General features: G+C 41.3%; 22 protein-coding genes. 4 read left to right on the plus strand and 18 right to left on the minus strand.

Translation table 11 applies throughout. The annotated features are described in order from the left end of the window. The 10 genes from atpH to mioC all read right to left on the minus strand — a co-directional run bounded on the left by atpH (position 1) and on the right by mioC (position 8,116). Complete coding sequence (gene atpH / locus BCU94_RS05565; protein WP_076541805.1) at positions 1-534, minus strand: F0F1 ATP synthase subunit delta; 534 nt, start codon at positions 532-534, stop codon at positions 1-3. A gap of 16 nt (positions 535-550) precedes the next feature. Then, complete coding sequence (gene atpF / locus BCU94_RS05570) at positions 551-1,021, minus strand: F0F1 ATP synthase subunit B (protein WP_076541804.1); 471 nt, start codon at positions 1,019-1,021, stop codon at positions 551-553. A gap of 28 nt (positions 1,022-1,049) precedes the next feature. Then, positions 1,050-1,313: a F0F1 ATP synthase subunit C gene (gene atpE / locus BCU94_RS05575; protein ID WP_076541802.1), complete on the minus strand. Its 264-nt coding sequence runs from the start codon at positions 1,311-1,313 to the stop codon at positions 1,050-1,052. 32 nt (positions 1,314-1,345) lie between these two features. Continuing rightward, complete coding sequence (gene atpB / locus BCU94_RS05580) at positions 1,346-2,167, minus strand: F0F1 ATP synthase subunit A (RefSeq protein ID WP_076541877.1); 822 nt, start codon at positions 2,165-2,167, stop codon at positions 1,346-1,348. Between the two features lie 12 nt (positions 2,168-2,179). Further along, positions 2,180-2,563, minus strand: coding sequence for an ATP synthase subunit I (locus tag BCU94_RS05585; protein WP_102436388.1), 384 nt, complete (start codon positions 2,561-2,563; stop codon positions 2,180-2,182). Between the two features lie 226 nt (positions 2,564-2,789). After that, positions 2,790-3,689, minus strand: coding sequence for a ParB/RepB/Spo0J family partition protein (locus BCU94_RS05590; protein WP_102475858.1), 900 nt, complete (start codon positions 3,687-3,689; stop codon positions 2,790-2,792). A gap of 22 nt (positions 3,690-3,711) precedes the next feature. Then, entirely contained in the window at positions 3,712-4,494 is a 783-nt protein-coding gene (locus BCU94_RS05595) for a ParA family protein (RefSeq protein ID WP_076541796.1), read from the minus strand. Positions 4,495-4,550: 56 nt separating this feature from the next. Beyond that, a complete protein-coding gene (gene rsmG, locus BCU94_RS05600) occupies positions 4,551-5,174 on the minus strand; it encodes a 16S rRNA (guanine(527)-N(7))-methyltransferase RsmG (protein ID WP_102436392.1) in 624 nt (207 codons plus the stop codon). A gap of 121 nt (positions 5,175-5,295) precedes the next feature. Next, on the minus strand, positions 5,296-7,185 hold the full coding sequence (mnmG, locus tag BCU94_RS05605; RefSeq protein WP_102436394.1) for a tRNA uridine-5-carboxymethylaminomethyl(34) synthesis enzyme MnmG: 1,890 nt from the start codon (positions 7,183-7,185) through the stop codon (positions 5,296-5,298). A 490-nt stretch (positions 7,186-7,675) separates the two neighbouring features. After that, entirely contained in the window at positions 7,676-8,116 is a 441-nt protein-coding gene (mioC, locus tag BCU94_RS05610) for an FMN-binding protein MioC (protein ID WP_102436396.1), read from the minus strand. Between the two features lie 180 nt (positions 8,117-8,296). Here mioC and BCU94_RS05615 point away from each other — a divergent pair, with 180 nt between their 5' ends. Then, positions 8,297-9,604 carry an alanine/glycine:cation symporter family protein gene (locus BCU94_RS05615; protein WP_241904960.1) on the plus strand — a complete coding sequence of 436 codons (1,308 nt, stop codon included), beginning with the start codon at positions 8,297-8,299 and terminating at the stop codon, positions 9,602-9,604. 124 nt (positions 9,605-9,728) lie between these two features. Here the strand turns inward: BCU94_RS05615 and fghA are convergent, their stop codons facing one another. Both fghA and BCU94_RS05625 read right to left on the minus strand, forming a co-directional pair. Next, the gene (fghA, locus tag BCU94_RS05620) at positions 9,729-10,571 is read right to left on the minus strand and encodes an S-formylglutathione hydrolase (RefSeq protein WP_102475860.1); all 843 of its coding nucleotides are present in this window, start codon (positions 10,569-10,571) and stop codon (positions 9,729-9,731) included. Between the two features lie 77 nt (positions 10,572-10,648). Further along, on the minus strand, positions 10,649-11,779 hold the full coding sequence (locus tag BCU94_RS05625) for an S-(hydroxymethyl)glutathione dehydrogenase/class III alcohol dehydrogenase (RefSeq protein WP_102475861.1): 1,131 nt from the start codon (positions 11,777-11,779) through the stop codon (positions 10,649-10,651). Positions 11,780-11,922: 143 nt separating this feature from the next. On the opposite strand from BCU94_RS05625, the gene BCU94_RS05630 reads away from it, so the two are divergent. Further along, positions 11,923-12,792: a LysR substrate-binding domain-containing protein gene (locus BCU94_RS05630; RefSeq protein WP_102475862.1), complete on the plus strand. Its 870-nt coding sequence runs from the start codon at positions 11,923-11,925 to the stop codon at positions 12,790-12,792. Positions 12,793-12,829: 37 nt separating this feature from the next. Here the strand turns inward: BCU94_RS05630 and BCU94_RS05635 are convergent, their stop codons facing one another. The 6 genes from BCU94_RS05635 to rpmH all read right to left on the minus strand — a co-directional run bounded on the left by BCU94_RS05635 (position 12,830) and on the right by rpmH (position 17,253). Next, positions 12,830-13,441, minus strand: coding sequence for a 3'-5' exonuclease (locus tag BCU94_RS05635; protein WP_102475863.1), 612 nt, complete (start codon positions 13,439-13,441; stop codon positions 12,830-12,832). An 8-nt stretch (positions 13,442-13,449) separates the two neighbouring features. Next, on the minus strand, positions 13,450-14,808 hold the full coding sequence (gene mnmE, locus BCU94_RS05640; RefSeq protein WP_102475864.1) for a tRNA uridine-5-carboxymethylaminomethyl(34) synthesis GTPase MnmE: 1,359 nt from the start codon (positions 14,806-14,808) through the stop codon (positions 13,450-13,452). Positions 14,809-14,889: 81 nt separating this feature from the next. Beyond that, positions 14,890-16,518, minus strand: a complete 1,629-nt coding sequence (gene yidC / locus BCU94_RS05645; protein WP_102436410.1) for a membrane protein insertase YidC — start codon at positions 16,516-16,518, stop codon at positions 14,890-14,892. Between the two features lie 3 nt (positions 16,519-16,521). Beyond that, positions 16,522-16,776: a membrane protein insertion efficiency factor YidD gene (yidD, locus tag BCU94_RS05650; RefSeq protein ID WP_076541774.1), complete on the minus strand. Its 255-nt coding sequence runs from the start codon at positions 16,774-16,776 to the stop codon at positions 16,522-16,524. Beyond that, positions 16,743-17,099, minus strand: a complete 357-nt coding sequence (gene rnpA / locus BCU94_RS05655; protein WP_076541772.1) for a ribonuclease P protein component — start codon at positions 17,097-17,099, stop codon at positions 16,743-16,745. Before rnpA ends, yidD begins: the two co-directional genes overlap by 34 nt. A gap of 16 nt (positions 17,100-17,115) precedes the next feature. Then, a complete protein-coding gene (gene rpmH, locus BCU94_RS05660) occupies positions 17,116-17,253 on the minus strand; it encodes a 50S ribosomal protein L34 (protein ID WP_011867659.1) in 138 nt (45 codons plus the stop codon). A gap of 448 nt (positions 17,254-17,701) precedes the next feature. Here rpmH and dnaA point away from each other — a divergent pair, with 448 nt between their 5' ends. Both dnaA and dnaN read left to right on the plus strand, forming a co-directional pair. Further along, the gene (gene dnaA / locus BCU94_RS05665; protein ID WP_076541770.1) at positions 17,702-19,090 is read left to right on the plus strand and encodes a chromosomal replication initiator protein DnaA; all 1,389 of its coding nucleotides are present in this window, start codon (positions 17,702-17,704) and stop codon (positions 19,088-19,090) included. Positions 19,091-19,109: 19 nt separating this feature from the next. Continuing rightward, positions 19,110-20,210 carry a DNA polymerase III subunit beta gene (gene dnaN / locus BCU94_RS05670; protein WP_102475865.1) on the plus strand — a complete coding sequence of 367 codons (1,101 nt, stop codon included), beginning with the start codon at positions 19,110-19,112 and terminating at the stop codon, positions 20,208-20,210. Positions 20,211-20,220: the final 10 nt, after the last annotated feature.

The following is a 20,220-nucleotide window of genomic DNA, read 5'->3' on the forward strand; positions in this document are numbered from 1 at the left end:
TTACGATTGTAGCTTATCAGACAAGCGCGATAAATTACCGCTAACAGAGCCGTCAATGACTAAGTCGCCTGATTTAATAATTACACCACCAATCAGTGATGCATCTACGCTACAATTCAGCTTTACTTTGCGTGCGAGACGTTTCTCAAGAGAAACACTAATTTGCGTTTGTTGCTCAGAGCTTAGCTCAGTCGCTGAAACAACAGTTGCTTCAACTTCTTTTGCCCACTCATTGCGATATTCAGCAAAAAGTAGCGATACTGTAGGTAGTATCTCTAAACGACCGTTTTCGGCCATAACCTTCAAAAGGTTTTGACCTTGCGCGTTCACTTGATCACCACATATTTCTATGAATAATGAAGCAAGCTTGGCACTCGCTAATGAGCCACCTAGCAACGGCTTAATTGATTCGTTTTCACTTACCAATGCCGCGAAGTTAAGCATTTCTGCCCAAGCTTCAATTGCTTTGTGCTCAACAGCGAAATCAAAAGCTGCCTTTGCATAAGGACGAGCAATGGTGCTTATTTCAGCCATAACTCCGCTTCCTTAATTAAATTTCAGCAACAAGTTTATTAACTATGTCACTGTGAGCTTCTGGGTCAATCGAACGTTGAAGAATCTTCTCTGCACCAGTGATGGCAAGAGTAGCAACTTGCTTACGCAAGTCATCTTTAACGCGATTACGTTCGTTTTCAATTTCAGCTTGACCTTGAGCAATGATTTTCGCACGCTCTGTATCAGCTTCCATTTTTGCTTCTTCAACTATTTGAGCTTTGCGCTTATTAGCTTGCTCAATAATTTCGTTAGCAGTCGCCTTCGCTTCTTTTAGTTGCTCATTTGCTTTCGCTTGAGCCAACTCTAGATCTTTTGCAGCACGTCCTGCATCAGCTAGTCCATCGGCAATTTTCTTCTGGCGTTCTTCGATAGCGTTCATCAATGGTGGCCATACAAACTTCATGCAAAACCACACGAAGAGAGCAAAAGAAATCGCTTGGCCTAGCAGGGTAGCGTTAATACTCATAACGACAACTCCTTACTAAGAGGGACGATTAACCAACAGCCTGTAACTGACCTACGAATGGGTTAGCGAATACGAAGAATAATGCAACACCAACTGCAATCATTGAGATCGCATCAAGTAGACCAGCTACGATGAACATTTTAGTTTGTAATGCTGGAGCTAGTTCTGGTTGACGAGCAGAAGCTTCTAAGAACTTGCCGCCTAAGATAGCAAAACCAATACCAGTACCTAGCGCTGCTAAGCCAATCATGATTGCAACAGCTATTGCTGTAAAGCTAATTACAGTTTCCATTTTATCTCCGATAAATAACTAATTTTATTAAATTAATGTTCTTCATGTGCCATGCTTAGATATACAATCGTAAGCATCATGAAGATAAACGCCTGCAGCACAATAACCAAAATATGGAAAATAGCCCAAGGCACTGATAGTGCAAACTGAGCCCACCAAGGCATCAGTGCTATCAGAATAAAGATCAACTCACCTGCATACAGGTTACCAAACAGACGAAGCGATAATGAAATCGGCTTCGCAACCAAGGTTACTGTTTCCAATACTAAGTTTACTGGAATTAGTGCCCAATGATTGAAAGGTTGTAAGGTCATTTCTTTTGTGAAACCACCAAATCCTTTAACTTTAATACTGTAAAAAACAATCAACGCAAACACGCTCAAAGCTAAGCCAAGAGTTACGTTTAAGTCAGTTGTTGGTACAATTTTAAGGTAAGGAACACCTAATAATCTGTTTGCGGCTTCAGGTACAAAGTCAACCGGAATTAAGTCCATTAAATTCATCAGGAAAACCCAGACAAAAATAGTCAGACCTAATGGTGCGATAACTGCGTTACGCCCATGGAATGAGTCTTTAACGATTTTATCAACACCTTCCACGCACATTTCAACGAAACATTGAAATTTGCCTGGAACGCCAGTTGTTGCTTTTCGTCCTACTTTGTAGAAAGCCCACAAAAATAGAACCCCAAGACCTACTGAAAACAAAAGTGAGTCAATGTGCCAAGTCCAAAACCCGGCATCTTGACATGCATAGTTAAAAGCGATTCCGCCATCGGCAGAACACATTTTCGCATTAGTCAGGTGATGCTGGATATACTCGGAAGCATTTAATGCTTCACCAGTTGTCGCCATGATTAATCTCACTTAATTTTGCTTGAAGTATAAAGGGGCCGTCCAAGGTATTAATAATGCCAACAGATAGCTGATGAATAACGGCATAAATGACGTATTTAACAGGCCAAATGCACAGGCAAATAACACTATGGTTAGCAGCAACTTTACCGCTTCCCCCAAGAAAAACGACCAAACGACTTTTCTTGATGCTCTAGCTCCCGCATGAGAGAAAGCAAGGGTTGCGAATACAAAATTAGGGAGTACAGCAATGAGACCTCCTGCTAAAGCAGAAAATCCGTACTGAGCTCCCCACAGAGCGAAAAAGAAAATTGAAGTTCCCCCAGCTATCGCCGCCTGTAGCAACACTATCCGATAGGCTGACCATAGGCCACGACGCGCTAAAACCTTACTCAATTTTTTATCTCCGCATTAATACTTAATTTTCCCTTAATTTATTAATGTATTTATTAACAAATCTATTGGGAAAAAAAAGCATGCAAAGTATACCTTTTCACACCTTGTTTGCAACTTTGATATGTGGTTTATCAGTGATATAAGCTGATATTTAACGTTTAATATTCTAAAAGTTAAAAATACGCCTTGTTGCTAAGTTACCTTTGAAATGATTTTGTTGAGGAATTTAGTGAATTTTACTGAGAATACCATCTAATTCAGCAAGATCTTGGTAGTTTATTACAATCTTACCTTTGCCTTTACTGCCATGATTAATGGCAACTTTTGCGCCTAATCGTTCAATTAACTGTTGCTCTAAGCGGCTTACATCCTGGTCTTGAGTTACTTTTTCAGGCTCTTTAGCCGGATTTAGCGCTTTATTGACTAATCGTTCAGTTTCACGAACTGTCATTTCTTTAGATGCGACCAATCTAGCTAAGCTAGTTTGCTCCTCACCTTCAATGGCAAGCAAGGCTCTGGCATGACCCATATCAATATCGCCATATTCCAGTAAACGTTTTACAGGCTCATTTAAACTGTTTAAGCGTAATAAATTAGACACACTTGCTCTCGACTTTCCGACGGCATCAGCCGTTTGTTGATGAGTCAGTTCAAACTCTTCGAGTAAACGTTGTAATGCAATGGCTTCTTCCATGGCATTTAAGTCTTCACGTTGAATGTTCTCAATCAAAGCGATGGCAACGGCAGCTTCATCAGCAACCTGTTTAACGATACAAGGTACTTTGTTTAATTGAGCAATTTGAGCGGCTCTCCAGCGGCGTTCACCGGCAATAATCTCATACTTGGTATCATCAACCTTACGCACAACAATCGGTTGAATAACCCCTTGTGAGCGAATCGACTCAGCCAGTTCATCAAGTGCTTCAGGTGACATATCTTTACGAGGTTGATATTTACCTGATTGCAGTAAGTCGAGATCAAGCATCAGTAAACCGTCTTCAGTAACCACTTGTGGCTCACTGATTTCAGCTTTAGGTTGTGTAAGTTCAGCTTTGCGACTCGCAGCACTACTGTTACTCAATAATGCATCTAAGCCTTTTCCTAAACCGCGTTTTTTTAACGTCATTTTATTCCCTTACACTTAATACTTACTTAGATTCTGTTTGTTGCTCAGCACGGCGAATGATTTCACCAGCCAGTGCTAAATAAGCTTTCGCCCCTGCACTGGATTTATCGTAATACATTGCTGGCGCCCCAAAACTTGGCGCTTCAGCTAAACGGATATTACGGGGGATCACGGTGCGATACACTTTTTCACCAAAATGTTGTTTTAATTGATCAGACACGTCATTGGATAAACGATTTCGCGGATCGTACATGGTGCGTAAAATCCCTTCGATGCTAAGGCTAGGATTAACCATAGCCCCCAGTTTAGTGATGGTATCAATTAAGGCGGTCAAGCCTTCCAATGCATAATACTCACATTGCATTGGTACCAGTACCGAGTCAGCAGCTGACATAGCATTGACGGTCAACATATTTAATGAAGGCGGGCAATCAATAAAAATGTAATCGTAATCATCTTTAACAGCTGCAATGGCATTTTTTAAACGAATTTCTCGGGCAAAAAACTCCATTAATTTAATTTCGGCAGCAGTAACATCACCATTGGCTGCGATCAGATCGTATTTACCTGAGGTATTTTTGATCACTATGTCATCGAAGGGCTTTTCTTCGACTAATAATTCATAAGCGGTGTTTTCAACGTCGTATTTATCGACGCCACTGCCCATAGTGGCATTACCTTGTGGATCAAGATCAATTAACAACACTTTGCGCTTTGTGGCTGCAAGTGATGCTGCTAAATTTACACAAGTTGTTGTTTTTCCTACGCCACCTTTTTGATTGGCAACGGCAATTACTTTACCCACAAGTTCACCCTAATGACTGATTTACGATGTCCGATAATATAAATTATTAGCTATGGTTATTTTTTATTAACCAGCTTTAATAGATGTCTTTGTTCATCTAACTTTGGCACATTAAGCACTATCGTTTCTGCTATTTCAAAACCCTGAGGAATTGTCGCTAACTCCGTATCACTAAGCTGACCTTTTAGGGCGTAAAAAATACCATCTGCAGCAGGAAGGTGATGGCACCAGCTGAGCATATCTTCGATTGATGCAAAAGCGCGACTGATGACGCCATCAAATTTTTGCTCAGGCTCATACGCTTCTACACGACTTTCAATTGAAGTGATGTTATTTATTTTTAATTCAAATTGAACCTGTTTTTGAAAACGGATCCGTTTGCCTAAACTATCGAGTAATACAAACTCTTTATCCGGATTTAAAATGGCTAATGGGATCCCTGGTAAACCAGGTCCAGTTCCGACATCAATAAAGCGTTGCCCCTTAAGATAAGGAGAAACCACCAAACTGTCCATCACATGTCGGATTAACATCTGTTCAGGATCTCTAACCGAGGTCAAGTTATAGGCTTTATTCCACTTATTCAGCATGGCAACAAAATCAACCAGTTGTTTTTGCTGTGTATCTGTGGCTGAAATATTTGTTTCAGCTAAATAGGTTTTAAGTTGAGTTGCTAGCACGCTGGGTGACCTCGAAAAGCAATGGGAATAATAAAATCATCGGGTATTATGAATGGCGAAAATGACTAAGGGAAGCCTCAAAGCTTCCCTTATTGGTCAAAAGACAACTTTTTGCTGGGATTTATGCGCTTTTACGCAATAAACCACGCTTTTTAAGATGAACCAGCAAGATTGAGATCGCTGCCGGCGTCATTCCTGAAATTCTTGATGCTTGACCAATGGTTTCAGGTTTATGCTCATTCATCTTAGCGATCACTTCATTTGAAAGGCCTGGAACTTCTTGATAATCAAGATCAAGCGGCAAGATTGTGGTTTCATTACGAATCGCTTTATCAATTTCACCTTGCTGTCTTTGAATATAACCAGAATACTTCACTTGAATTTGAACTTGCTCTGCAGCACGTGGATCTTCAATCCCCGGTCCAAAACCTTCTAAACTCATTAATTTCTTATAATCCATTTCTGGACGACGAAGTAGATCTTCAAATGATGCTTCACGAGAAATTGGGGTATTAAGCTCTGGGTTTAATACATCAAGCAAAGGTGAATTATTATGAACCCAATTACTGCGTAAACGTTGCAACTCAGTTTCAATCGATTCCATTTTTTCACTGAATAATGCCCAGCGATGATCATCAACTAAACCTAATTCACGACCTTTTTCTGTCAAGCGCAAATCAGCATTGTCTTCACGTAGTAGCAAACGATATTCAGCACGACTGGTGAACATACGGTATGGCTCTTTGGTACCTAAGGTTGATAAGTCATCAACTAACACCCCTAGGTAAGCTTGATCACGGCGTGGGCACCAAGCCTCTTTGCCTTGAACTTGCAATGACGCATTCATACCAGCTAGCAATCCTTGAGCACCGGCTTCTTCATAACCGGTAGTACCGTTAATTTGTCCAGCAAAGAACAAACCATTGATATTTTTAGTTTCAAGTGAATTTTTTAAATCTCTTGGATCAAAATAATCATATTCAATAGCGTAACCAGGACGAATGATTTCAGCATTTTCCATGCCTTGAATCGATCGCACCAAATTCAATTGCACATCAAATGGCAAACTGGTTGAGATCCCATTTGGATAGATCTCATTGGTGGTTAAGCCTTCAGGCTCAATAAAGATCTGATGCGATGATTTATCTGCAAAGCGATTTATTTTATCTTCGATCGATGGACAATAACGTGGTCCAATACCTTCGATCACCCCTGAATACATTGGGCTACGATCCATACCTCCACGAATAATATCGTGAGTTTTTTCATTGGTATGAGTGATATAACAAGATACTTGCTCAGGGTGTTGACTAACATCACCAATAAACGACATAACTGGCAAAGGTGAATCACCTTTTTGCTCAGCCATCTTGGAAAAATCAATGCTATTAGCGTCAATTCGTGGTGGGGTACCGGTTTTTAAGCGGCCAACACGAATTGGCAATTCTTTTAGTCGATTTGCTAAGGCAATCGCTGGCGGATCACCTGCTCGGCCACCACTGTAGTTTTCTAAACCAATATGGATTTTACCACTAAGGAATGTGCCTGTAGTTAACACTACGCTTGGCGCTTCAAAAGCGAGTCCCATCTGAGTGACTACACCAATTACTGTATTATTTTCAACAACTAAGTCATCTACTGCTTGTTGGAAAATGCGTAAATTAGGCTGGTGTTGTAAAATCTGTTGGATTTTTTGACGGTAAAGCGCTCTGTCAGCTTGAGCTCGAGTCGCTCTGACTGCTGGGCCCTTACTGGAATTTAATGTTCGAAATTGGATACCTGCAAAATCTGTTGCAGTAGCCATTGCACCACCAAGAGCATCAATTTCTTTAACTAAATGACCTTTTCCAATACCACCGATGGCAGGGTTACAAGACATTTGACCTAAAGTATCAATGTTATGTGTTAACAATAATGTTTTTGACCCCATTCTTGCGGCTGCTAGGGCAGCTTCAGTTCCGGCATGACCACCACCAACAACAATTACATCAAACCGTTCATGAAAATGCATTTTGTGACCTTGGATAAAAGTAAATTCGATATTGCAAAATTTAACTAGATTTCAAATCTAGGGCTTGCTTGAGCCGAGTATTTTAGCACTTGGTTTGCTTTTCGGGAATGATCAATTTTCTAGTTTCGATCTAACGGGCTTCGCTTAATAGATCTTAAGATCTTTAAATAGATCTTTTTATTACTATTACTATTAGGATCGCACTTTTCTGTGGGTAACTCATTTATTTGTTTATTTTCATAGGTTAACGACAAAACGATCCTGTGATCAATGAAGGATCAAACTCAATATAACTTGGGGATAGATCGGCTAGTTATCCACAGGGGTGATCTTCGAGTAGATCACCTTAAGATCTGTACAGTGTTATGATCGGTGAAAATAATAGCTTATCCACAAAGTTATGATCGTATTTTGCTTTTTGTGGATAAGATAGGTTGTTATTGTGGGTATAAATAAAGATGTTAACCAAGCTCTCTGGCTTTTTGGGGATCTAAATGGAGGATTGCCACTCTGAAAGCCAAGCTAGTGCCGGATCTTCTGGGACAGGATCCTTTTGAACATCAATTTGGATCTTATTCACAAACTGTTTTGCACCGAGCTGATCGAGTCTTGAAATTATTTTTTCAGGCCCAAGACAAAAAGTGTCGTAACTTGAGTCGCCAATTGCGCACAAAGCAAATTTTAACTCGCTTAGATCGCTATTTGAGGTCAATAATTGCTGATAAAAGGGTGCTAAATTGTCTGGAAGATCGCCTGCGCCATGAGTTGAACTGACAATGATCCACAGTGATTTAGGGTCAAGATCATCCAAGTTTGCGGCTAAATGAATGCAGGTTTGGTGGCCTATTTCGTTAAGCTGAGCCGCCATATCGTCGGCCACATATTCGGTTCCGCCTTGAGTTGAGCCCACTAAAATATCTATTTTTGCCATGTTTTATCCTAGATGATTACTGTTAAACACTACTTATAGGGTTAGTTTACGCCTATTTAGCATTGCACAAAGTGGTTTTTATCCGTATTTTCAATAATTACAATTAACAAAAAATTAACTTTTATTATGTCTCTGGTTTCAATTACGGCTCAAATGGCTGATTTAGCATGGGGGCCTCACATGCTGGTTTTACTGGTAGGTGGTGGGCTTTTCTTCCTGATTTATTCACGTTTTATTCCTTTTCGCTACATTGGCCACGCTATAAATATTGTCCGTGGTAAATATCCTGATAAAGGCGCTGTGGGGCATATTAGCCACGCAGGGGCGTTATCCAGTGCCATGGCCGGCACCGTTGGTATGGGTAATATTGGTAGTGTTGCAGTGGCTATTATGGTGGGTGGACCGGGGGCCATCTTTTGGATGTGGATTAGCGCTATTGTGGGAATGGCGACTAAATTTTTCACCTGTACCTTAGCTATTATGTATCGCGGCAAGGATGAAAATGGTGATGTGCAGGGGGGGCCCATGTACATAATCACTCAAGGTTTAAGCAAAAAATGGCACTTTTTAGCGGTATTTTTTTGTGTTGTTGGCCTTGTTGGTAATTTTCCGTTGTTTAATGCCAATCAATTAGTACAGATTATTCGTGAGTGGTTAATTATTAAACCTGGCTATTTTCCCAGTGATCAATCCACCTTTTGGGTGGATTTAAGCTTAGGGATTGTGGTTATGCTGATCGTTGCCAGCGTGATATTAGGCGGGATTAAACGCATTGCTTCGGTGGCCACTAAAGTCGTGCCGTTAATGATCGTCATTTATATGGGCTGCGCTTTTTATGTTATTGCTGCCAATATTGCTGATATACCGAGTTATTTTAAGCTTATTATCACTGAAGCATTTTCACTTAATTCGGTTGGTGGTGGCATATTGGGCACCATGTTGATCGGTATCCGCCGAGCGGCTTTTTCAAATGAAGCGGGTATTGGCACTGAAGTAATGGCGCATGGTAGTGCCAAAACCAACGAACCAGTAAAAGAAGGCTTAGTGGCCATGCTGGGTCCTGCTATTGATACCTTATTAGTGTGCACTGCCACGGCAATGATCATTTTAATTTCGGGGGTGTGGCAAGGAACTGAAGCTGAGGGGGTTAATTTATCGGCTCAAGCCTTTGAAGTTACTATGCCGGGCGTGGGTCCGTATTTGCTGATCCTTTGCGTGGTATTTTTCAGTATCAGCACCATTTTTACTCAAGCATTTTATGGTGGTCAGTGCTTTGCATTTTTATTTGGTCGCAAAAGATTACGCCTATATCAATTATTTTTCTTGCTGGCGATACTGTTTGCTGCAACAGCAACCATTCAAGAAATCGTTAATATTATTGATGCTGCCTATGCTTTAATGGCGATTCCAACCATGACCTCAGCTATTTTATTAGCCCCTAAAGTTCGAGATGCTTCTAAGAAGTACTTCGCTAAATTGGCGGCTTAAAATTAACTAACAAGTTGAATTAAAAAAATAGATAACAAAAATGGAGTGACTACTGAGAATATAGTCACTCCATTTTTATGTTCGGTCATAATACAAGGTGGCTTATGACCGAATTCAGGGTTTATTACTTTATTAAGTGCTTTGCGTGAAAACGTAAATGATCTTCAATAAAGCTACTGATAAAGAAATAACTGTGATCATAGCCTTCCTGCATGCGTAAGGTCAGCGGGTATTGCTGAGCTTTAGCGGCTTCAATTAAGCTTTCAGGTTTTAGTTGTTCAACTAGAAAGTTATCTTCAGTGCCTTGATCCACCAGCATAGGTACCTTAACCATCGAGTTTTTCATTAACTCGCTGCTGTCGTATTCAGCCCAGCTTGTTTGATCTGATCCTAAATAACCGTTAAAAGCCTTTTGCCCCCAAGGGCAATTTATCGGATTACAGATCGGACTAAAGGCTGAAATAGATTGATATTGCTGCGGATTTTTAAGCCCGATGGTAATGGCGCCATGACCGCCCATAGAGTGGCCACTGATACTGCGCATGCTTGTCACTGGAAAATGCTGCTCAATAAAGGCTGGCAATTCTTTTACCACATAGTCATACATTTGATAGTGGGTATTAAAGGGCGCTTGGGTGGCATTAAGATAAAATCCGGCGCCTAAACCAAAATCATAAGCGCCATTGGCATCATCTGCGACATTATCTCCGCGCGGGCTAGTATCTGGAGCCACAATAGCAATGCCAAGCTCTGCTGCGACTCGTTGAACGCCTGATTTTTGCATCACGTTTTCGTCGGTGCAGGTGAGGCCTGACAACCAATATAGCACCGGCACTTTTTGTGATGCTGCTTGTGGCGGCAGATAAATGGCAAAGCGCATTTGGCAGTTTAACGTATCTGAATGATGGCGGTATTGTTTTAACCAGCCGCCGAACATTTTATTACTACTGACGTTTTCTAAAGTCATTTGATTGGTCACTTTTTATAAAAATGCCCTTAGCCTAAGGTTAAGGGCATGATATTAATCCAATACACGAATAAGATTTACTTATCGAAGTGAATGACACTGCGGATGCTTTCACCGCTGTGCATTAAATCAAAGGCATCATTTATTCCTTCAAGACCCATGGTATGAGTAATGAATTGATCTAGTTTAAATTCACCATTTAAGTATTGCTCAACAATACCGGGTAACTGACTACGCCCTTTAACACCGCCAAATGCACTACCTTTCCATACTCGACCAGTAACTAGTTGAAATGGACGAGTTGAAATTTCTTGACCAGCACCGGCAACGCCGATAACAACGGATTCGCCCCAGCCTTTATGACAACACTCTAGCGCACTGCGCATGACATTGACGTTACCAATACATTCAAATGAGAAATCTACGCCGCCATCGGTCATTTCCACAATGACATCCTGAATCGGTTTGTCATAATTTTTTGGATTAATGCAATCAGTCGCGCCAAGTTTGGTGGCGAGTTCAAATTTAGATTCATTTAAATCAATGCCGATAATGCGTGATGCTCCGGCCATAGTTGCGCCAATAATGGCAGATAAACCAATACCGCCTAGACCGAAGATTGCCACAGTATCGCCTTTTTGCACTTTAGCGGTATTAAATACGGCGCCCATACCTGTTGTTACACCACAGCCTAATAAACACACTTCTTCAAGTGGGGCTTTTGGATTCACTTTTGCTAAAGAAATTTCTGGAAGCACGGTATATTCTGAAAAGGTTGAACAGCCCATATAGTGGAAAATTGGCTGACCATCTTTATAAAAACGGGTAGTACCGTCTGGCATTAAGCCTTTACCTTGAGTTTCACGTACTGCGCTACATAGGTTGGTTTTACCTGAAGTACAGAATTTACATTTACCGCATTCTGCAGTGTATAACGGAATAACATGGTCGCCGACTTTGACACTGGTAACACCTTCACCAACCATCTCTACAATTCCGCCACCTTCGTGACCTAAAATGACCGGAAAAATACCTTCAGGATCATCACCTGATAAAGTGAAAGCATCGGTATGACAAACACCAGAAGCGATAATCTTAACCATTACTTCACCGGCTTTTGGATACATCACGTCCACTTCTTCAATTGATAATGGTTGTCCCACTCCCCATGCAACAGCGGCTTTAGATTTTATATATTGTGCTGACATTGTGTTTGTCCTTTTGTCGTGACGATAAAAATGTGGTTCTACACAGTGTAGATCATACCGTGTAGAAGATAAGTCTATTGTATTTATTTTCTGTCAGTTGATAATGGGCTATAAATACAAATTACTTTTACGAGGTGGTAATAATGTTGCCATGGGAAGGGGTTTACGAATTTGTCGCAGTGGCTGAAACCGACAGTTTTACTCTAGCGGGTAAGCGTTTAGCTATTTCTACTGCGCAAGTGAGTCGTCAAATCAGTCAAATTGAAAACAGATTAAGCACCAAATTGTTTTATCGCACCACCCGTAAAGTGTCGCTAACTGAAGAAGGGCAAATATTTTATCGCCATTGCCGCCAAGTTATCGATGGTCTTGAAGAAGCTGAGCGGGCTATAAGTAGTTTGCAAAATAAACCCCAAGGGTTAATTAAGCTTACTGCGCCTGTTACCTATGGTGAGTCATTTGTTATGCCGATAGTGACTGACTATATGCAGCAATACCCTGATGTTGAAGTGATTTGTGAGTTAACTAATCGGCAGTTAGATTTAGTGGAAGGCGGTTATGATTTAGCGATTAGGTTAGGCCGTCTGCCAGATTCGAGCATGATGGCAAAGCGCTTAACCAGTCGTGAGCAGTTTGTTTGCGCTGCCCCTGATTATATTAATCGTTTTGGCGCGCCATACTCATTATCAGAGTTAACTCAGCACAATTGTTTGGTTGGCTCGCAGCCGCACTGGCATTTCAATGAAGAGGGTCAAGCAAGAAGTATTAAAGTGCAGGGGAATCTGCAGTGTAGTAGTGGTATTAGTTTACTCAATGCCGCGATTAAAGGCTTGGGGATTGTGCAACTACCGGGCTATTACGTAGCTGATGCCATTAGTGAAGGGAAGCTATCGGTCATTCTAGAATCTTATAAGCAGCAGCAGGAGGGAATTTGGGCTTTGTATCCTCACAATCGGCATTTGTCACCCAAAGTGAGGTTACTGGTGGATAAGCTCGCAGCTGAATTACCTTAGCCAGTTTACTTACGTTTTAATGATGATTTTTTTATCGTTATAAAGACTGCAGATAGCGACTGACTTGTGCTTTTGGTTGCCTAGATATTTTATTAATCAGCTCAAAAGTAATCGCTCTATCTGGTAATTGTTGTTGTAACAATGCCAGCTGATGATTCCATAAATGCGCCGTCATGGTGGCATCGGCTAATGCGCGGTGAAATACACCATCATTAGGTAACTGATGATAATTAACTAAGGTGCCCAGTTTATGATTAGGGGCATCCTGGCTAATGCGGCGTGACAATAATAATGAACAGGCAAATTGACCTGAATACTGTTGCTGACAGTTGTCGAACTCAGCATCTAAAAACTTCTTATCAAAGCTGGCGTTGTGGGCCACTAAGTTAAAGTCTTCAATAAAATCGGCAAAGCGAGTCATGACTGCTTCACAAGAATCTGCCTCTTTAAGCATGGCATTGGTGATGCCGGTGTAATTTTCAATAAAACTGTTTACCGATCTACCCGGATTCATTAATTCTTGAAAGCTATCGACGATCACGCCATCAATGAGTTTTACCGCACCAATTTCGATGGCGCGATCTGCATTATTAGGTGATAAGCCTGTGGTTTCGAAATCGAGCACGATAACCTTATTTGCCAATATCATGAGCGATCCTATTTACCAATACAGAATGAGCTAAAGATTTTACCCAGCAGATCATCTGAGGTGAACTTACCGGTAATTTCAGATAGCGCCATTTGGCACATACGTAATTCTTCTGCTAATAACTCGCCGGCTAAATACACTTCTAACTGCTCTTTACCCAGTTGTAAGTGACTGGCAGCTAAATCTAGGGCTTCTAAATGACGACGACGGGCAATAAAACCGCCTTCAAGGTTACTTTGATAACCCATTAATGATTTAAGGTGCTGTTTAAGCTCTTCAATCCCTAAGCCGGTTTTCGCTGAAATGCGATAAACGCTATAGCCGTGCTCATCAGTGGTCATTACTGGCTCACCGGTTAAGTCCGCTTTGTTACGAATAACTGTGACGCCGAGTTTTTTCGGTAAACGGTCAATAAAGTCAGGCCAAATATCGTGAGGATTTACATCGGTGGTGGTGGTGCCATCAACCATAAATAACACTCTATCGGCGGTTGCTATCTCATCCCACGCACGCTCAATACCAATTTTTTCAACGGTATCAGCGGTGTCACGTAAACCGGCGGTATCTATAATATGCAGTGGCATGCCATCAAGGTGAATATGCTCGCGCAGTACATCACGGGTAGTCCCTGCAATTTCAGTGACAATGGCAGACTCTTTACCTGCTAGGGCATTTAATAGGCTTGATTTACCGGCATTAGGACGACCAGCAATTACCACCTTCATGCCTTCACGAATAATTGAGCCTTGCTTGGCACTGGCTTGGACTAAGTCTAATTTGGCGATGATGTTATACAGTGAGTTAGCGATTTTACCGTCAGATAAAAAGTCGACTTCTTCATCAGGGAAATCAATGGCTGCTTCGACGTATAAGCGCAAATTAGTCACTTGCTCGACTAACTGATGTACTTCATCAGAAAACTCGCCCTGAAGTGAGTTTAACGCGCTCTTAGCCGCTTGTTCACTGGTGGCATCAATTAAATCGGCAATGGCTTCTGCTTGGGTTAAATCCAGCTTGTCGTTCATAAAGGCTTGCTCGCTAAATTCACCGGGCTTAGCGATACGAATGCCATCTACTTCCATCACGCGTTTGATCAGCATATCAAGCACAATTTGGCCGCCATGACCTTGAAGCTCTAAAACATCTTCACCGGTAAAGGAGTTGGGTCCCTTAAAAAACAGTGCGATTCCTTGATCAATGACCTCGCCTGACGCGTTTTTAAAATCACAGTAATCGGCATAACGGGTTTTAGGTAAATGGCCTAATACGCTATGTGCGACTTCCGTGGCTTTATCGCCTGAAATACGAATGATACCTACGCCGCCACGACCTGGTGCGGTTGCTTGTGCCACGATAGTGTCTGTCATTGAGGAAAACCTTGTTGAAATAGTAAAGGAAAAGGCGGCTTAATAGCCGCCTTTGTTGATTATATCAGTTTGAGCTATGACTTATTTTAAGCCTTTTTTCTCTAAACCTGCATAAATAATCTTTTGCTGGGTAATAGCGACTAAGTTACCTACTAACCAGTATAGAACTAGACCGGCTGGGAACCATAGGAAGAACACAGTAAAGATAACTGGCATCCACTGCATCATTTTCACTTGCATAGGATCCATAGTCGGTGCCATTGGTTGCATTTTTTGCATTAACCACATAGACACACCCATTAATAATGGTAATACATAGTAAGGATCTTGAACCGACAAATCGGTAATCCAAAGCATGAATGGCGCATGGCGTAATTCATAGCTTTCTAGTAATACCCAATACAAGGCGATGAAAATTGGCATTTGCAGCAAGATAGGAAGACAGCCACCCATAGGGTTAACTTTCTCTTTCTTATACAGCTCCATCATGGCTTGACCCATTTTCTGGCGGTCATCACCTAAGCGTTCTTTCATTTCTGTCAGTTTAGGCTGCAAGTTACGCATTTTAGCCATTGACGAGTATTGTGCTTTGGTTAGCGGGTATAAAAGACCACGCACGGTTAGGGTAATTAAAATAATCGCCACACCCCAGTTACCTACAAAGGATTGATAGAACATCAATAACCAGTGAATTGGGATAGCTAACCACCAAAGGAAACCATAATCTACAACAAGGTTTAATGTTTCAGAAATTTTAGATAAAGCTTCTTGGTTTTTAGGGCCAACATAGAATTGGGCACTAATGGTTTGCTGTGCACCTGGTGCAATATCATGTACCGCGCCGCGGAAACCAACATTGGCTTGGCCGCCAGCACTCATGCTGGTAAAAATAGTATTTGAATCAGCTGCAGGCGGCACCCAAGCTGATACAAAGTAGTGTTGTAGCATTGCTGCCCAACCACCTAGTGTCTGTTGGTTTAGGTTACTTTTTGCAATGTCATCAAAGTCATACTTTTCGTAACGAACATCGCTAGTCGAGTATGCTGCACCACGGTAAGTTGGCATCATCATGCTGCTTTCAGATGCTTGTACAGTTTGTTTTATTTGACCATACATTTGCATTTGCAGCGGTGCTGAAGTGGTGTTGTTTACATTGTAATCAACAGTCACATCAAATTGACCACGGGTGAAGGTAAATACTTTGGTATATGCTGCGCCATTAGCATCAACATAATTAAGCGGTACTGATAAAGAGTCTTGGCCATCGGCTAACACATAATTTTCAGATTCTGCTGAAAATTGAGCGCGACCATGGCGGCTGCTATCAATACCATCGCGGCCAATAAGACCACTTTGTGAGATGTAATTAAATGAACCATTTTGTTCAAGTATTACGAATGGGTCATCACTGTCTATTTCAACTTTATGATCAACTAATGCAGCATAAACAATATCACCGCCTACTGGGCTGATTTTAATGTCTAGTTGATCTGTTTTCACAGTAATTAAATTTTGTGTAGCAGGTAATTGAACAGGCATGCCTGCATCAGCCTCTGGTACATCGCTAACGTTTTGTGACGCAACATTAGTAGTCTGTGACGTTGTTTGGGCCGCTACTGGTTGCGGGGCTTTATCGTCTTGCCATGCTTGCCACATTAAAAAGCTGACAAAAAGCAGAGCGATAAGCATTAAATTACGTTGAGATTCCATAGCCTATTTGTTACACCTGTCGTTTTTAGGGGGGACGGGATCACTTCCGCCGGGATGTAAAGGATGACATTTTAGTATGCGTTTCGCCGCAAGCCAACAACCTTTCGCAGTTCCATGCGTTTTTATTGCATCAATTGCATAATAAGAGCATGTTGGATTGAATCTACAGCGGGGTCCCAGCATAGGGCTGATAAAGAGTTGGTAGCCACGAATAGCCTTTGTGGCTAACCATTGTAACGGCGACTGAGTTTGCGCCATAACTTCTCTATTAATTTATGTAGGTCTGCATTTTCCATATCAACCACGCCATTTCTTACCAAGACAACTATATCAAGGTCTGGAATATCATGCTGGTGTAAACGGAAATTAGTTCTTATCACTCGTTTAATGCGATTTCGGTCACTGGCATTTTTAACAAAACGTTTTGCGACAGTTAATCCAATACGAGGATGTTGCTCTGAATTTGGAATAGCAAGCAGAGTTATTTCAGCAGAAGATGCTTTGATGGGATTTGAAAATACAGATTTAAATTGCGCGGGAGTTAGCAAACGCAACTCCCGCGTAAAAGCATAGCTAGTCACTATGAATATCTACTGATTAAGCAGATAAACGAGCGCGACCTTTTGCACGACGACGTGCAATCACTTTACGGCCGCCTACAGTGGCCATACGTGCGCGGAAGCCGTGAGAACGCTTACGCTTCAGGTTGCTTGGTTGAAAAGTACGTTTACTCATTTTGGCAATCCGTATATTTAGTAGTTAATAAACCTTACATTCTTGAAATAAGACGCAAGGGCAAAAAAGAGGCCGAATTGTAATCACTTTAATCACTACCGTCAACTAGGAAAATGACTATATGAACAATTTTTACCAATTTAACTTTGATAAGTACCCTAAAAATCTACCACAGGATGTGGATAACTCTGTGTACCAACACAATATGTAGTGGATCTAAGATAGTTTTACTAGATCAAAGCCGCGCTATTATAGATCAATGTTGATCGGTTAATAAAGCAGGATCTATGAACAATTCATAATAAATAGATCGATTTTGATCTTCAAAGATCACAGATATCCACATACAATGATCAGCTTGGGGATAAAATTTTTTTTATCGATAGCGATCATTGAGATCTAACGATAGAATACCCCTCCTTCAACAAACGGTATTTAAGGATTTTTAGTGGCGGTTTCACTGTGGCAACAATGTATCGGCAGACTGCAAGACGAATTGTCTGCGCAGCAATTCAGTATGTGGATCCGTCCGCTGCAAGCTGAAATGGATGGTGATACCTTGGTACTTTATGCGCCGAATCGTTTTGTGCTCGATTGGGTTCGTGATAAGTATATCAATATCATTAATCAATTTTTCACTGAACAGTTAGGTGGCAATGCGCCTAAGCTGCGTTTTGATATTGGTAGTCGTCCGTCTGCAGCTAAACCTGCAGCACCAGTGATTGCTGAAATAAAGAAACCTCAAAATACCCATACTAAAGCGCGCGTTAGTACTTCGTTTAATACTCAAGCTGAACCGGTTGAGCATGCTAACCACCGCAGTAACATTAATCCGACTTACCAGTTTGATAATTTTGTTGAAGGTAAATCAAACCAACTGGGTAAAGCGGCTGCACTTCAAGTGGCTGAAAATCCAGGTGGCGCCTATAACCCACTATTTTTATATGGTGGTACTGGTTTAGGTAAAACCCATTTATTACACGCTGTTGGCAATGGGATCATCAAAAATAATCCCAATGCCAAAGTGGTTTACATGCATTCTGAGCGCTTTGTTCAGGACATGGTTAAAGCACTGCAAAATAACGCCATCGAAGATTTCAAACGTTACTACCGCAGTGTTGATGCATTATTTATTGATGACATTCAATTTTTTGCCAATAAAGATCGTTCTCAAGAAGAATTCTTCCATACCTTTAACGCATTACTTGAAGGTAACCATCAAGTCATTTTAACTTCGGATAAATATCCCAAGGAAATCGATGGTGTTGAAGATCGCTTAAAATCTCGCTTTGGTTGGGGCCTAACCGTTGCCATTGAACCGCCAGAACTTGAAACCCGTGTGGCGATCTTAATGCGTAAAGCACAAGAGAGCGGCATTAATCTGCCTGATGAAGTGGCATTTTTTATTGCTAAGCGTTTGCGCTCAAATGTGCGTGAATTAGAAGGCGCATTAAATCGCGTTATTGCTAATGCTAATTTTACCGGACGTCCAATTACCATTGATTTTGTCCGTGAAGCATTACGTGATTTACTGGCGTTACAAGAAAAGTTAGTCACCATTGATAATATTCAGAAAACCGTTGCTGAATATTACAAAATTAAAATGGCTGACATGTTATCTAAGCGCCGTTCGCGCAGTGTTGCCAGACCACGTCAAGTGGCAATGGCATTATCAAAAGAGTTAACTAACCAAAGCTTGCCTGAAATTGGTGACGCATTTGGTGGTCGTGATCATACTACTGTATTACATGCATGCAGAAAAATTGCTCAGTTACGTGAAGAAAGTCATGACATTAAAGAAGATTATGCTAACTTGATACGTACCTTATCTTCTTAATATCGGGAAATTGAGACGAATGAAATTTTCAATTGATAGGGATGCCCTATTAAAACCACTTCAGTTGGTTTGTGGCGCAGTAGAAAGACGCCATAACTTGCCAATTTTATCTAATCTACTTGTTGAAGTTAGTGAGGGCTCACTTAAGCTTACTGGTACGGACTTAGAGGTTGAGCTTGTCGGTCAAGCTCCCATCCAAGGTGAAGTTGAAGTGGGACGCACCACAGTTCCGGCTAAAAAATTATTAGATATTGTTAAATCTCTTCCTGAGCAAGTTGAAATTAAAATTGAGCAGCAAGAGAACAAATGGTTATTACGCTCAGGCCGTAGTCGTTTTTCACTGGCGACCTTGCCAGCATCAGATTATCCCAATGTTGAAGCGTTTGAAGCTGAAATTGAATTTAGCTTAAAGCAGGGCACTTTGAAGTCGATTATTGACTCGACACAATTTTCAATGGCAAACCAAGATGTGCGTTATTATCTAAATGGCTTGTTATTTGAAACCGCAGGTAACACCTTAAAGGCCATTGCCACAGACGGTCATCGCTTAGCATTAAGTCATCGTCAAATAGAAACCACCTTACCTGAGAAGCAAGTGATTGTGCCGCGTAAAGGCGTGGTTGAAATGGCGCGTTTACTTGAAAGTGAAGACAGTGATATTACCATTGCGATTGGTGATAGTGCGATTCGTGCGATTACTGCCAATGCGGTATTCACCAGTAAATTAGTCGATGGTCGTTTCCCTGATTATCGCCGCGTATTACCTAAAGGCGGCACCAAAATTGTGGTGGCTAGTCGTAATCAATTAAAACAAGCGTTAACCCGTGCTTCTATTTTGTCGAATGAGAAGTTCAGAGGTGTGCGTATTCAGCTTGAGCCGGGATTATTGCGCATTACCGCCAATAACCCGGAGCAAGAAGAAGCAGAAGAGATTATCGATGTTGAATACAACTCAGATAACCTAGAAATTGGCTTTAACGTCAGCTATCTATTGGACGTATTAAATAATTTAGCCAGTGATGATGTTAGAATAACCTTAATAGACGGTAACTCAAGCGCACTAATTGAAAACCACGCAGAAGAAGACTCTATGTACGTGGTTATGCCAATGCGCTTATAAGTAAATAGTC

Origin of the sequence: Shewanella sp. 10N.286.52.C2 (assembly GCF_002874545.1) — a bacterium.
In the GTDB taxonomy this organism is placed as follows: domain Bacteria; phylum Pseudomonadota; class Gammaproteobacteria; order Enterobacterales; family Shewanellaceae; genus Shewanella.

Coding starts and splice junctions, on each gene's coding strand:
- BCU94_RS05635 (WP_102475863.1), bottom strand. CDS start 13,441: ATGATATTGGCAAATAAGGTTATCGTGCTCGATTTCGAAACCACAGGC.
- yidD (WP_076541774.1), bottom strand. CDS start 16,776: ATGGCGCAAACTCAGTCGCCGTTACAATGGTTAGCCACAAAGGCTATT.
- fghA (WP_102475860.1), bottom strand. CDS start 10,571: ATGACTTTAGAAAACGTCAGTAGTAATAAAATGTTCGGCGGCTGGTTA.
- BCU94_RS05615 (WP_241904960.1), top strand. CDS start 8,297: ATGCTGGTTTTACTGGTAGGTGGTGGGCTTTTCTTCCTGATTTATTCA.
- mnmE (WP_102475864.1), bottom strand. CDS start 14,808: ATGACAGACACTATCGTGGCACAAGCAACCGCACCAGGTCGTGGCGGC.
- BCU94_RS05625 (WP_102475861.1), bottom strand. CDS start 11,779: ATGTCAGCACAATATATAAAATCTAAAGCCGCTGTTGCATGGGGAGTG.
- mnmG (WP_102436394.1), bottom strand. CDS start 7,185: ATGCATTTTCATGAACGGTTTGATGTAATTGTTGTTGGTGGTGGTCAT.
- mioC (WP_102436396.1), bottom strand. CDS start 8,116: ATGGCAAAAATAGATATTTTAGTGGGCTCAACTCAAGGCGGAACCGAA.
- atpH (WP_076541805.1), bottom strand. CDS start 534: ATGGCTGAAATAAGCACCATTGCTCGTCCTTATGCAAAGGCAGCTTTT.
- BCU94_RS05590 (WP_102475858.1), bottom strand. CDS start 3,689: ATGACGTTAAAAAAACGCGGTTTAGGAAAAGGCTTAGATGCATTATTG.
- yidC (WP_102436410.1), bottom strand. CDS start 16,518: ATGGAATCTCAACGTAATTTAATGCTTATCGCTCTGCTTTTTGTCAGC.
- BCU94_RS05630 (WP_102475862.1), top strand. CDS start 11,923: ATGTTGCCATGGGAAGGGGTTTACGAATTTGTCGCAGTGGCTGAAACC.
- atpB (WP_076541877.1), bottom strand. CDS start 2,167: ATGGCGACAACTGGTGAAGCATTAAATGCTTCCGAGTATATCCAGCAT.
- atpE (WP_076541802.1), bottom strand. CDS start 1,313: ATGGAAACTGTAATTAGCTTTACAGCAATAGCTGTTGCAATCATGATT.
- rpmH (WP_011867659.1), bottom strand. CDS start 17,253: ATGAGTAAACGTACTTTTCAACCAAGCAACCTGAAGCGTAAGCGTTCT.
- atpF (WP_076541804.1), bottom strand. CDS start 1,021: ATGAGTATTAACGCTACCCTGCTAGGCCAAGCGATTTCTTTTGCTCTC.
- dnaN (WP_102475865.1), top strand. CDS start 19,110: ATGAAATTTTCAATTGATAGGGATGCCCTATTAAAACCACTTCAGTTG.